The 13,615-nt window shown below is 25.2% G+C and carries 10 protein-coding genes; 6 read left to right on the forward strand and 4 right to left on the reverse strand.

The genetic code is table 11. The features are described from left to right. Positions 1–53: 53 nt before the first annotated feature. Together dapB and ileS are read right to left on the reverse strand one after the other, a co-directional pair. Positions 54–863: a 4-hydroxy-tetrahydrodipicolinate reductase gene (gene dapB, locus RJT65_RS00670; RefSeq protein WP_343152955.1), complete on the reverse strand. Its 810-nt coding sequence runs from the start codon at positions 861–863 to the stop codon at positions 54–56. Positions 864–1,335: 472 nt separating this feature from the next. Then, a complete protein-coding gene (gene ileS, locus RJT65_RS00675) occupies positions 1,336–4,167 on the reverse strand; it encodes an isoleucine--tRNA ligase (protein ID WP_343152957.1) in 2,832 nt (943 codons plus the stop codon). 599 nt (positions 4,168–4,766) lie between these two features. Here ileS and rpsT point away from each other — a divergent pair. Then, positions 4,767–5,054, forward strand: a complete 288-nt coding sequence (rpsT, locus tag RJT65_RS00680; protein ID WP_343152959.1) for a 30S ribosomal protein S20 — start codon at positions 4,767–4,769, stop codon at positions 5,052–5,054. A gap of 121 nt (positions 5,055–5,175) precedes the next feature. Here the strand turns inward: rpsT and dnaJ are convergent, their stop codons facing one another. Together dnaJ and dnaK are read right to left on the reverse strand one after the other, a co-directional pair. Beyond that, positions 5,176–6,312: a molecular chaperone DnaJ gene (dnaJ, locus tag RJT65_RS00685; protein ID WP_343152961.1), complete on the reverse strand. Its 1,137-nt coding sequence runs from the start codon at positions 6,310–6,312 to the stop codon at positions 5,176–5,178. Between the two features lie 115 nt (positions 6,313–6,427). Then, entirely contained in the window at positions 6,428–8,344 is a 1,917-nt protein-coding gene (gene dnaK / locus RJT65_RS00690; protein ID WP_343152963.1) for a molecular chaperone DnaK, read from the reverse strand. Between the two features lie 424 nt (positions 8,345–8,768). On the opposite strand from dnaK, the gene RJT65_RS00695 reads away from it, so the two are divergent. From RJT65_RS00695 to nuoF, 5 genes are all read left to right on the forward strand, one after another. Beyond that, positions 8,769–9,140, forward strand: a complete 372-nt coding sequence (locus RJT65_RS00695; protein ID WP_343152965.1) for an NADH-quinone oxidoreductase subunit A — start codon at positions 8,769–8,771, stop codon at positions 9,138–9,140. Positions 9,141–9,238: 98 nt separating this feature from the next. Beyond that, positions 9,239–9,856: an NADH-quinone oxidoreductase subunit B gene (locus RJT65_RS00700; protein ID WP_343152967.1), complete on the forward strand. Its 618-nt coding sequence runs from the start codon at positions 9,239–9,241 to the stop codon at positions 9,854–9,856. A 104-nt stretch (positions 9,857–9,960) separates the two neighbouring features. Beyond that, complete coding sequence (nuoC, locus tag RJT65_RS00705; RefSeq protein WP_343152968.1) at positions 9,961–11,745, forward strand: NADH-quinone oxidoreductase subunit C/D; 1,785 nt, start codon at positions 9,961–9,963, stop codon at positions 11,743–11,745. A gap of 3 nt (positions 11,746–11,748) precedes the next feature. Then, on the forward strand, positions 11,749–12,237 hold the full coding sequence (nuoE, locus tag RJT65_RS00710) for an NADH-quinone oxidoreductase subunit NuoE (RefSeq protein ID WP_343152970.1): 489 nt from the start codon (positions 11,749–11,751) through the stop codon (positions 12,235–12,237). Further along, positions 12,234–13,514 carry an NADH-quinone oxidoreductase subunit NuoF gene (gene nuoF, locus RJT65_RS00715; protein WP_343152973.1) on the forward strand — a complete coding sequence of 427 codons (1,281 nt, stop codon included), beginning with the start codon at positions 12,234–12,236 and terminating at the stop codon, positions 13,512–13,514. The genes nuoE and nuoF overlap by 4 nt, the downstream gene beginning before the upstream one ends. The last annotated feature ends 101 nt before the right edge of the window (positions 13,515–13,615 follow it).

Here is a 13,615-nt window from a genome sequence, read left to right on the forward strand (position 1 = left end):
TATTTTTTATACGAATAAAATTAAAAATTACTAAATTTATTTATTTTTAAAATTTATATTTTAAGTACATCTTCCATATTAAAATATCCGATATCTTTTTTTTTGATCCATAGTAACGCTTTTATAACTCCATTGACAAAAAGAGTTCTATTAGTTGCTTTATGTGTTATTTCGACTCTTTCTCCTAAACTTGCAAACATAATAGTATGTTCTCCTATAATATCTCCTCCTCTAATTGTAGAAAATCCAATTTTTTTTGATGGTCTTTCTCCAATTTTTCCATTTCTTTCATATATAGAATAATCTTCTAATTTCCAGTTCATTGTATCAGTAATTTTCTTTCCTAACATTAAAGCAGTTCCGGATGGAGCGTCTATTTTTTTATTATGATGATATTCTATAATTTCAATATCAGAAGTAGAAATTAATGTTTTTGTAATTTTTTCTAGCATATTTAAAATTAAATTAATTCCTATGCTAAAGTTAGCTGAAAAAACTATTGCTATTTCTTTAGAACTTTTTTTTATTTCTTGTATTTCTAATTTATTAAATCCAGTTGTACCAATAATCATTTTTTTTTTGTATTTTTTACAAAGAAAAAGATTGTGTAATGTTGAAGATGTATTGCTGAAATCAATTAAAATATCAAAAAAATCCATTTTTTTTTCTAAGTTACAATCAATTAAAACATTAGTTTTTCCAATACCTAGAATTTTTCCTATATCTTTTCCAATTCTTGAGTCATTTTTTTTTACAATAGCAACAGTTATATTAAAATTTAAGTTTTTATAAATTTCTTTAGTTATTATTCTTCCCATTCTTCCTAATGCACCAAAAATTGCAATTTTTACAGGTTTTTTCAAAATTTTTTCTCTTTTTTTAATTGTTAATATTTAAAAAAAGTTTTACAAGAAAAAGATAATTTTTTTGTAAAATTTTTTTAAGTAAAAAATATTACTACTAATAAAGAATATAATTTCACTAAATTAGTAATTATTTTTTTTAAATAAAGAATAATATTTTTTTAATAGCTTTATTATACCTATAAAAAAATTAATGTCATAAATATTCTAGATAGTAAAATAATAATTTTTAATATTGTTTTAAATGTAGATTTAATTTAAAAAATATTAAAGATATTGTTTTAAATTTTTTTTAACTTGTATAATATGCAAACAATTTATAGAGTATTTTTTGATTTTTAATTAAAGATGTAATGATATTTAATAAATTTTAAATTTAATTGCATTAAATATTTCAAAATGTATTTTGTAATATTTTTTTGAAATATTTAATTTTAAAGAAGCATAGTGTTGTTTTGAGAAACATTATTTTTTATACAAAGAATCTTTTTTCTCCATCTCCGAAAATGTTTTCTTTGCATCTATTACAAATTTCTTCTATTTTACTTTCTTTTTTTATTTTTTTGTCTAAAACAAAATAATTCCAACAGCGAAGACATTTTTCTCCTTTTACTTTTTCTAGAAATATTTTTAAAGATTTTATCTTACTGCTTTGATATGCGTTTTTAGGAGCTTTACAGTATTCTTTAACTTTTGCTTTAGAAGTTAAAAATATAAATTTTAATTCATTATTTAATGTTTTTAGTAAAAAAACATCTTTTTTTTCTAAGTAAATAGTTACAGAAATTTCTAATGAAGTTTTTATGATTTTTTTTAGTCTCCATTCTTCTAAAATTTTGTTAACTTCATTCTTTATTTTTATAATTTTTTCCCAAAAAAAATTATTAATTTTACTATCTTTAGGAAGGTTAAATAATTTATCAAACCAATTTTCTGTAAATATGTATTTTGCATTATTTCCTGGAAGATAATTCCAGCATTCATCTGCAGTAAATGGTAATATAGGCGCAATCCATCTATTGATAGTTTGTAAAATGTAATACAAACTTGTTTGCGCACTTCTTCTAGAAATTCCATTTTTTTGAGTAGTGTATAATCTATCTTTAATAATATCAAAATAAAAAGAACTTAAATATACTGAACAAAAATATAATATGTTTTGAAAAACATCGTGTATTTTATAAGTATTATACAAAAAAATTATTTTTTTTTGAATAGATTTTGTTTTTTCAATAATCCATTGGTCTAATAATAACATTATATCAGAAGATATTAGATTTTTTTTAGTATCAAAATCATATAAATTAGAAATACAAAATCGAATAGTATTTCTTATTTTCCTATAGTGATCACTAGTTTGTCGTAATATTTCATTAGAAATTGAAATATTTTCAGATATATCAGTAGAAGCTACCCATAACCTTAAAATATCAGCTCCTAATGTTTTAATAATTTCTTTGGGTTTTACCGTATTTCCTATTGATTTAGACATTTTATATCCATTTTTATCAACAGTAAAACCATGAGTTAAAACTGTTTTAAATGGATGTTTTTTTGCAGTAGCACCAGATAGCAAAATAGAAGACATAAACCAACCTCGATATTGATCTGACCCTTCTAAACATATGTCTGATACTTCTTTATTTGTAGCATCATGTATATATGTATCAGAAATTTCCATTGATCCTGACTCAAACCAAACATCTAATATATCTGTGCTTTTTGTATAGAGATGAGAATCTTTTTTTATTATTTCTTTTAAATTTATATCCCACCATATTTCTATTCCTGAATTAGCTACTTTTTTACATATTTTTTCTAATATAAATACAGTTTCAGGATGTAATTCTTTTGTTTTTTTATGTATAAAAAAAGGTATAGGAACTCCCCACGTTCTTTGTCTGGAAATACACCAATCTGGACGATTTAACAACATAGATTCCATTCTTTTTTTTCCCCATTCTGGGAACCAATTTATTTTTTTTATGAAATTTAAAGCAATATTTCTTAATTTATTTTGATCTAATCCGATAAACCATTGAGGCGTAGTTCGAAAAATAACTGCTTTTTTATGTCTCCAACAGTGAGGATAATTATGTTTTATTTTTTCTATGAATAATAGAGAATTATTTTCTTTGAGTAATTGAAAAATAATATCTATGCTTTTAAATATATGTATATTAGTTAATGAATCGTGAATATTTGGTAAAAAAAATCCATTTTCATTAATATAATTAGATATTTTAATTTTATATTTTTTGCATACGTCGTAATCTTCTGGTCCATGATCGGGAGCAATATGTACAGAACCGGTTCCTGTGTTTGCAGTCACATGTTTTGATAAGATAATAGGTACGCTAAAATTTAAAAAAGGATGAAAGAAATATAAATTTTCTAATTTTTTTCCTGATGTATTACTAATAATTTTCCAATTTAAAATTCCTATTTTTTTCATTGTTATGTTAGTTAATTCTTTTTCTAAAATTAAAAAATTATTTTTAGTTTGAATAAGTTGATAGTTAAAATTAGGATGTACAGCAATTGCTTTATTAGATGGTAAACTCCAGATGGTTGTAGTCCAAATAGGAATATAAATAGGATTGGAATTTGTACAAATATTAGTTTGAAAGATATTGTTAATAGTAGGTATACTAACGGATTTAAATAATATTATAGCTGAATTTGAAATTTTTTCTTCATGTTCAATTTCAGCTTCTGATAAAGAAGATTGACATTCAAAACACCAATGAACAGGTCGAAATCCGCGATATAAATGATTATTTTTTATTAATTGTAAAAGTTTTTTTAAAATGTTTGCCTCAGATTGAGGGTTCATCGTTAAAAATGGATTTTTCCATTCCCCTAATATTCCTAATTTTACAAAATCTTTTTTTTGATTCTCAACTTGTTGTAAAGCATAATTTCGACATAATGATCTAAATTTTTTTTTTGGAATATCTTTTTTTAATTTTCCAATTTTTTTTTCTATTTCATGTTCAATTGGCAATCCATGACAATCCCAAGTAGGGATAAATGGAACATCAAATCCTGACATTATTTTAGATTTAATAATAATATCTTTTAAAATTTTATTTAGAGCATGACCAAGATGAATATCTCCATTAGCATAAGGGGGACCATCTTGAATAAAAAATTTTTTTTTACCTTTTCTAGAGAAACGAATATGATTATATAAATTATCTGTTTCCCATTTTTTCAAAATTAAAGGTTCTTTTTTAAATAAATTTCCTTTCATAGAAAATTTTGTTTTAGGTAAATTTAAAGTAGATTTATAGTCACTCATAGAAAACCTCACACAACTAAGAAATAGAAAAAATATTTTTTATAGTATAGATAATTAATAATTTATACTTTTTTTTTAAAAAAATTTTATTTTTATCCAACTTTTTATAGTTTTGGATAAAAAATATAGATTTACTTTATTTCAATAAGTATAATATAAATATATTTATTGCAATATTTAATATTTTTTAAAAAAAAAATAATTTTTAAAAAATTATTTTTTAAAATTTTCTTAGAATTTTTTTTTACTTAGTATAATCTATTATTAACTAAAAAAGTCATTTCTTTTAAAAAAGAAAATATTTTTTATAAAAAATTATAAATAAATATTGCTAATATTAATATGAATTTAACGATAAATATATTTTTTTTAAAATAATTTATTAAGTTTAAATTTTTGATTTGTTAAATTAAAAAAACAAAATTATTTGAATAAAAAAGAAAAAACAATATTTTTACTAATTAATAAAATTTGTTAATAATTTTTTTTAAAAAATATTTAAATCTTAAATTTAAAATTAAATATAAAAAAATAGAAATAATACTAATTATTGAACAATTAAATTATATATTTTTAATATACATATGGAGTAGTTGAAATTGGCTAATCTTAAATCTTCTAAAAAAGATTCTATTTCTTCAAAAAAAAGAAGAATTTTTAATATGAGTAGACGTTCTATCATTAAAACGTTTATTAAAAAAGTACATGCTGCACTTATTTCAAAAAAAAAGGAAAATATTGAAGCATCTTTTAAAAATATGCAATCTGTAGTGGATAAATACTCAAATAAAGGACTAATACATAAAAATAAAGCAGCAAGATTAAAATCAAGGCTGAATGATAAAATCAAAAAATTTTTTGAAATGGAAGTAAAGATCTCATCGTAATAGTCAAAAAATACTTTTAAAATAAACGTTTATTTTTAATATTTATTTTGTATTATCAATACAATAGTATTGTTTCCTTTTTTTAGTAATTAGAAAACAATACTATTATTATATTAGATAATTATCCTGTTAAATCATCAAAAAATTTTTTTACTCCATCAAAAAATCTTTTTGATTTCGGACTATTTTTTTTTTCTTTACAACTATCAAAGCTTTTTCCTAATTGATCTAAAAGATGTTTTTGTTTTTCATTTAAATTAATAGGCGTTTCTACTATAACTCGACAAAGTAGATCTCCTTGATATCCACTTCTAATAGATTTTACACCTTTTCCTCTCATTCTAAATAATTTTCCTGATTGCGTTTCAGAAGGAATTTTTAATTTTATTTTTCCTTCTAATATAGGAACTTCAACCTCTCCTCCTAGTGCAGCCATTGAAAAATTTATAGGTACTTCACAATATAAATCATTTTCTTTTCTTTGAAAGATTAGATGTTTTTTTACTATTATTTCAACATATAAATCTCCATTGGGAGCACCTTGATCTCCAGGTTGTCCTTCATTATTTAGACGAATGCGATCATTATTATCTATACCAGCTGGAATTTTAACTGATAGTTTTTTATGTTTGTTTATTTTTCCTTTTCCTCTGCAGGAATTACATGGAATTTTAATGATAGTTCCTTTTCCATAGCAAGTTGGACATGTTTGTTGAACTGTAAAAAATCCTTTTTTCATTTGAATTTGTCCATATCCGTTACAACTTAAACATTTTTTAGGTTTAATTCCATTTTTAGAACCTGTACCATAACAAAAAGAACAATTTTGCAAAGAAGGTATTCTTATTTTTTTTACTGTACCACGAACAGCTTCTTCTAAAGTTAATTCCATTTGATACTCTAAATCAGCACCTTTAGAAACTCTTTGTTTTTTATTGCTTCCAAAAATATCCCCAAAAACATCTCCAAAAATATCACTAAAATCAGCAGTTGTGCTAAAACTACCATGAAAATTATTTCCTGAATTTCCCTGTTCAAAAGCTGAATGACCATATTGATCATAAGCAGTTCTTTTTTGATGATTAGAAAGAATTTCATATGCTTCTTTTATTTCTTTAAATTTTATTTCAGCAATTTTGTCGCCTTGATTTCGATCAGGATGATATTTCATAGCTAAACGTCTATAAGCTTTTTTTATATCTCGATCTTCTGCTGATTTCGATACTCCTAAAACTTGATAATAATCTTTTTTTCCCATGCTTTTTTTTTACTCCTAAAATATATATTTACGGGCGTAGGAATTTTTCCTCGCCCGTGCTGGGTATCGATTAATTAATTTTAATTATGATTTAGTTGATATGTTTAAAAAAACATTATTTTTTAGGATCTTTTACTTCTTCAAATTCTGCGTCGACAATATCGGGTTCTTTTTCTTTTTTAGACGTAGTGTTTTCTTCTTGCTTATTTGAATTAGCTTCTTCTGAATTATATTTAGATAAATTAGCTGATATTTTTAGTAGATTTTGAATTTTACTTTCAATATTGCTTTTATCTTCTCCTTTTAAAGAAAGATCTAAATCATCAATTGCTGACTGAATAGTTTGTTTTTCTTTTAAATCTATTTTATCTTTACATTCTTCAAGTTTCTTTTTAGTACTATGAGAGATTTGATCTCCTTGGTTTCTTGTTTGGATTAAACTTTCAAATTTTTGATCTGCTTCTGCATTAGCTTCAGCATCAGAAATCATTTTTTTAATTTCATTTTCATTTAATCCGGAAGATGCTTTTATAGTAATTTTCTGTTCTTTTCCTGTTTTTTTATCTTTTGCAGAGACATGTAATATTCCATCAGCATCAATATCAAAAGTAACTTCAATTTGAGGAATACCTCTAGGAGCTGCTTCAATTCCATCTAGATTAAATTGTCCTAAAGATTTATTTGCTGAAGCTTGTTTTCTTTCACCTTGTAAAATATGAATTGTTACTGCAGATTGATTATCTTCTGCGGTAGAAAAAACCTGACTATGTTTTGTTGGAATAGTTGTATTTTTATTTATTAATGATGTCATTACTCCACCCATTGTTTCTATTCCTAGGGATAATGGTGTAACATCTAATAATAAGACATCTTTTACATCTCCTGAAAGAACTCCTCCTTGTACAGCCGCGCCTACTGCAACAGCTTCATCTGGATTAACATCTTTTCTTGGTTCTTTTCCGAAAAATTCAGCTACTTTTTTTTGAACCATGGGCATTCTAGTTTGTCCACCAACTAAAATAACATCATTAATTTTTTCAGCTGTTAAATTAGCATCTTTTAATGCCATTTTTAATGGTTTTATTGATCTTATTACTAAATCTTCTACTAAGGATTCTAATTTAGAACGAGTTACTTTTATATTTAAATGTTTTGGACCAGTAGAATCAGCAGTAATATAAGGAAGATTGACTTCTGTTTGTTGAGCGGAAGATAATTCTATTTTTGCCTTTTCAGCTGTTTCTTTCAATCTTTGCATAGCTAGTGAATCATTTCGTAAATCTATTCCCTGTTCTTTTTTAAAGATATCGACTAAATAATTAATAAGACGATTATCAAAATCTTCCCCACCTAAATGAGTGTCCCCATTTGTTGCTAAAACTTCAAAAGTTTTTTCTTTATCAACGTCATCTATTTCAATTATAGAAATGTCAAATGTTCCTCCCCCTAAATCATAAACAGCAATGGTTCTATTTCCTTTTCCTTTATCTAAACCATAAGCTAATGCGGCAGCAGTTGGCTCATTAATAATTCGTTTGACTTCTAATCCAGCAATTTTTCCTGCATCTTTAGTTGCTTGTCTTTGAGCATCATTAAAATATGCTGGTACAGTAATAACTGCTTGAGTTATTTTTTCACCTAAATAATCTTCTGCTGTTTTTTTCATTTTTTTTAAGACTTCAGCAGATATTTGAGGCGGAGCCATTTTTTTGTTTTTAACATCTAACCATGCATCACCATTATTTGATTGTATAATTTTGTAAGGCATAATTTCAATGTCTTTTTGTACTTCATTATCTTTAAATTTTCTTCCAATTAATCTTTTTATTGCAAATAATGTGTTTTCGGGATTAGTAATAGCTTGTCTTTTAGCTGGTTGACCAACTAACACCTCTCCTTCTTTGGTATATGCTATTACAGAAGGAGTGGTTCGATCTCCTTCAGAATTTTCTAGTACTCTTGTTTGTTTTCCATCCATGATGGCAACACAGGAATTAGTTGTTCCTAAATCTATTCCTATAATTTTACTCATTTAAATTACTCCTAAATTTAGTTTATTTGTAAAAGAATAACATGAAATTGTCGCATAGATAGTAAAAATAATAACTTAACTAATTAATTTTTTTTTGTAAAAATATTAAATTTTAATACGGTTTTTCTAAAAATAGAATATTTATATTGTTTAATAGTAACTACATGGGGTCTATTTAGATCTGATCAAGGGTAAACTAATAAAATATTATCTTATTTTTTCTAAAAAAATCTTAAAAAAGTAATTAGTTTTAAAAAAATTAAGAATTTTTTGAAATTTTAGCTGAATAAAAGTAAAAAAAAATTTTAAAAAATATAAATATTTTTTATTTTTAGTGGAAATATTTTATTTTTTAAAATCAATGATTTTTTAAAATTGGTGTTATTATTCTCTAAATATAAATTTAATTTTTATTAATGTTAAAATGTCTAATTCAATATTTTTTTCCGATTCATTTTTATTTTTTATTTTTGTTTTTTTAGTTTTTTTTATTTGTTTTTTTATTTTATCTCTTAGTTTTATTTTAGGAGAAAGGAAATCTTGTAAAAATAAAAATCTTCCTTTTGAGTCCGGTATTGATTCTGTTGGTAGCACATCAATGAAATTTTCAGTTAAATTTTATTTAATAGGAATTATTTTTGTAATATTCGATATAGAGGCATTATATATATATATATGGTCGGTTAATGCAATTAAGATAGGAATTTTCGGATTATTAGAAATATCTTCATTTATTTTAATGCTTTTATTTTCTTTATTTTATGTAATAAAAATGAAAATATTAGATAGAACATGAATATTTTTTATGACAAATAGTTTTATTTATTATTTTAGTAATACTTGTTTTTTTAAATAATTTAAATGTATTTAATTAAAAAATTGAGAGGTATTTTTATGAAATATACTTTAACAAAAGCAATAGATTTAAATACAAAAAATCTATTGAAAGAAAAAAAACAAAATTCTCTTAAAGATAAAGAATATATTAATAAAAATGTTTTTTTAGGAAAGTTAAAAACAGTGGTTCAAAAATTAGTTAATTGGGGAAGGAAAAATTCTCTTTGGCCTTATAATTTCGGACTTTCTTGTTGCTATGTAGAAATGGTTACTGCATTTACATCAGTGCATGATGTAGCTAGATTTGGATCGGAAGTATTAAGAGCATCACCTCGTCAAGCAGATTTTATAGTTATAGCAGGAACTCCTTTTATTAAAATGGTGCCTGTTATTAAAAGGTTATATGATCAAATGCTAGAGCCTAAATGGGTCATTTCTATGGGAGCATGTGCCAATTCAGGAGGAATGTACGACATTTATTCAGTAGTTCAGGGAGTAGATAAGTTTTTACCAGTAGATGTATATATTCCGGGATGCCCTCCCCGTCCAGAAGCATATTTACAGGCATTAATGTTATTACAAAAATGCATTGATAAAGAACGTCGTCCTTTATCCTGGATAATTGGGGATGGGAAAATATATAAAAATAATGAAAATTATAAGAAAAAAATATAAATATAGTAAAAGAAATAATTTTATTTACTTTAACTTAAAAATAGAAAAAGTACATTTAAAAGTAAATTCATATTAAAAATAACAAGTTTTTCATAGGAAATGCAATGGTTGGTAATTCTATTATGAAATTTAAAAATAAAAAAAATTATGATAATTTAATTATAGAAAAATTATATAAAAATTTTAGTCCTGATATTTTTATACCTCAATTAACTTTGATTGATTTTCCAGTATTATGGATAGAATTAAAAGATTTATTGAGTATAGCTTCTTATCTTTCTACTTTATTAGATCCATATATAACATTATTAGACTTACATGGAATAGATGAACGATTACGAAAAAATAGAAAAAATATTCCTATTATGGATTTTTCAGTATTTTATCATTTTATTTCATTTGAAAAAAATGTAGATCTTTTAATAAAAGTTCCTTTAACTCAGAAAAAATTATCAGTTCCTTCATTAACTAAATTGTTTATTAATGCTAATTGGTACGAACGAGAAACATGGGAAATGTTTGGAATTAATTTTGAAAATCATCCTAATTTAACAAGAATACTTATGCCAGTTACTTGGAAAGGTCATCCTTTAAGAAAAGATTATCCTGCAAGAGCCACAGAATTTAAAGATTATTGTTTAACTGAAGAAAAAGAAGAGAAAGAATCGAAAGCACTATGTTTTTCTCCAGAACTTTGGGGAATGAAAAGAAAAAATAGTCGTTCAGATTTTATGTTTTTAAATCTTGGTCCAAATCATCCATCTTCTCATGGAGCTTTTCGAATAGTTTTACAGTTAGATGGGGAAGAAATTATTGATTGTGTACCGGATATAGGGTACCACCATCGTGGGGCAGAAAAAATGGCTGAACGTCAAACATGGCATAACTATATACCTTATACAGACAGAATTGAATATTTAGGAGGTTGTGTTAATGAAATGCCTTATATTTTAGCAGTAGAAAAATTAGCTGATATTCGAGTTCCAAATAGAGTAAAATTTATTCGAGTCATGTTATCTGAATTATTTAGAATAAATAGTCATTTATTATATATTTCTACTTTTATTCAAGATGTCGGGTCTATGACACCTGTTTTTTTAGCTTTTACCGATAGACAAAAAATTTATGATATTATCGAAGAAATTACAGGTGCTAGAATGCACCCAGCTTGGTTTAGAATAGGAGGAGTTGCTTCTGATCTTCCAAAAGGATGGGAAAAATTACTGAAAAAATTTCTTATTTGGTTGCCAATAAGATTAAAGTTTTATTCCGATATAGCACTAAAAAATTCAATTTTAATAAATCGTTCAAAGGGAGTTGCTTCTTATAGTAAAAAACAAGCATTAAATTGGGGGGTAACTGGAGCAGGATTACGAGCTACAGGAGTAGATTTTGATGTTCGAAAAAAAAGACCTTATTCAGGTTATTCAGATTTTGATTTTGAAATACCAATAGGAAATGGAACGAGTGATTGCTACTCTAGAGTAATGTTAAAAATGGAAGAAATTTTCCAAAGTTTGCGTATATTAAAACAATGTTTAAATAATATGCCATCTGGTCCTTTTAAAGCTGATCATCCTTTAACCACCCCACCTATTAAAAAAAATACTCTTGAAGATATTGAATCGATGATTACACATTTTTTACAAATGTCATGGGGACCAATTATGCCACCTAATGAAAGTTTCCAAATGATAGAAGCAACTAAAGGAATAAATAGTTATTATTTAATTAGTGATGGAAGTACGATGAGTTATCGAACACGAATTAGAACACCTAGTTTTGCACATTTACAACAGATACCTTCCGTTATTAGAGGAAGTTTACTATCAGACCTGATTACATATTTAGGAAGCATTGATTTTGTTATGTCAGACGTGGATCGTTAAAAAATGAAAAAACAATATATTAATTTTGAATTAACAGTAGAAGAACAGGAAAAAATTAAAGAGGAAAAAAAACATTATAAGTATCCTCATGCAGCAATAATAGAAGCATTAAAAATAGTGCAAAAAAAAAGAAAGTGGATTTCTAAAAATGTTATTTATGCAATTTCAGAAATTTTAAATGTTCCTGCCGTGCATATAGAAGAGGTAGCTACTTTTTATAGTCAAATTTATCTAGAACCGGTAGGAAGAAATATTATTCGTTATTGTGATAGTGTCGTATGTTATGTTGTTGGATATAAAAAGATATTAACGGTTTTAGAAAAGTATTTAAAAATTAAATCAGGAGAAACAACATCAGATAATAGATTTACATTATTACCAGTGTGTTGTTTAGGATGTTGTGATAAAGCACCAAGTATGATGATTAATGATGATACATATTTTAATATATCTGATAAAAATATTCTTTCTATATTGGAATCTTATTCATGAATAATAAATTGCTAAAAGCAGAAAGTCATCCTTTAACATGGAGATTAAATAAAAATAATAATCCTATTTGGATTGATGAATATAAATTAAAAAATGGATATTCGGCGTTAAAAAAGAGTCTAATTGAAATGTGTCCAAAAAAAATAATAGATGAAATTAAAAAATCTGAATTAAAAGGAAGGGGGGGTGCAGGATTTAGTACAGGAATAAAATGGAATATAGTTGCAACATCTAAAGTTTCAAAAACAAAATATTTAGTTTGCAATGCAGATGAAATGGAACCAGGAACATTTAAAGATCGTTTATTGATGGAAAAAATTCCACATCAGTTAATAGAAGGAATGATAATAGCTGCTTTCGCATTGCAGGTTAGTTGTGCTTACATTTTTTTAAGAGGAGAATACATTCAAGCATTTATAAACTTAAAAAAGTCTATTTTTGAAGCTTATCAAATGGGTTATTTAGGAAAAAATATTTTAAAAACAAGTTTTAGTTTAGATATTTATATACACACCGGTGCTGGTCGTTATATTTGTGGAGAGGAAACTGCATTATTAAATTCTTTAGAAGGAAAAAGAGCTAATCCAAGATCTAAACCACCCTTTCCTGTTGAAATCGGTTTATGGGGAAAACCAACTTGCGTTAATAATGTAGAAACATTATCGAATGTACCTGCTATCATATTAAACGGTTTTCTTTGGTACAAAAAATTATCAAAAAGTAAAGATACTGGAACAAAAATGATGGGATTTTCAGGGAATGTTAATACTCCAGGAGTTTGGGAACTTCCATTTGGAACTACAGCTAGAGAAATATTAGAAGATTATGCACATGGAATGAAAGCAGGTTTTTCATTAAAAGCATGGCAACCAGGAGGAGCAGGAACTGATTTTTTAACTTCAGAACATATTGATGTTCCTATGGATTTTGAAAATATTAGCAAACTAGGTAGTAGATTAGGTACTGCAGTTGCTATGGCAGTAGACAATTCTGTGAATATAGTTTCACTAGTGTATAATATTGAAAAATTTTTTTCCAGAGAGTCTTGTGGATGGTGTACACCTTGCAGAGAAGGCTTGCCATGGATAGTAAAAATTTTAAAATCATTAATACAAAAAAAAGGTAAAAAAGGGGATGTTGAATTATTAGAAGAATTAAGTAAAAATTTAGAATTTGGAAAGACTTTTTGTGCACATGCACCAGGAGCAATGGAACCTTTAGTAAGTGCTATTAAATATTTTCGAATAGAGTTTGAGAACGGTATTAGACTAATATAATTAAATTTTTTAAAACAGTTGTAAACAATAGATATAAGTTAAAAAATTTAAAATTTTATTTCTTTTATTATTACAAATCAAAGAACTCATATTTTAATATA

Source organism: Buchnera aphidicola (Mindarus japonicus) (assembly GCF_039393905.1).
Taxonomy (GTDB): Bacteria; Pseudomonadota; Gammaproteobacteria; order Enterobacterales; family Enterobacteriaceae; genus Buchnera_A; species Buchnera_A aphidicola_B.

What these genes read in the sequence shown, in the direction of transcription:
- RJT65_RS00695 (WP_343152965.1), top strand. Translation starts at nt 8,769, where the DNA reads ATGTCTAATTCAATATTTTTTTCCGATTCATTTTTATTTTTTATTTTT.
- dnaK (WP_343152963.1), bottom strand. Translation starts at nt 8,344, where the DNA reads ATGAGTAAAATTATAGGAATAGATTTAGGAACAACTAATTCCTGTGTT.
- nuoE (WP_343152970.1), top strand. Translation starts at nt 11,749, where the DNA reads ATGAAAAAACAATATATTAATTTTGAATTAACAGTAGAAGAACAGGAA.
- dnaJ (WP_343152961.1), bottom strand. Translation starts at nt 6,312, where the DNA reads ATGGGAAAAAAAGATTATTATCAAGTTTTAGGAGTATCGAAATCAGCA.
- ileS (WP_343152957.1), bottom strand. Translation starts at nt 4,167, where the DNA reads ATGAGTGACTATAAATCTACTTTAAATTTACCTAAAACAAAATTTTCT.
- RJT65_RS00700 (WP_343152967.1), top strand. Translation starts at nt 9,239, where the DNA reads ATGAAATATACTTTAACAAAAGCAATAGATTTAAATACAAAAAATCTA.
- nuoF (WP_343152973.1), top strand. Translation starts at nt 12,234, where the DNA reads ATGAATAATAAATTGCTAAAAGCAGAAAGTCATCCTTTAACATGGAGA.
- nuoC (WP_343152968.1), top strand. Translation starts at nt 9,961, where the DNA reads ATGGTTGGTAATTCTATTATGAAATTTAAAAATAAAAAAAATTATGAT.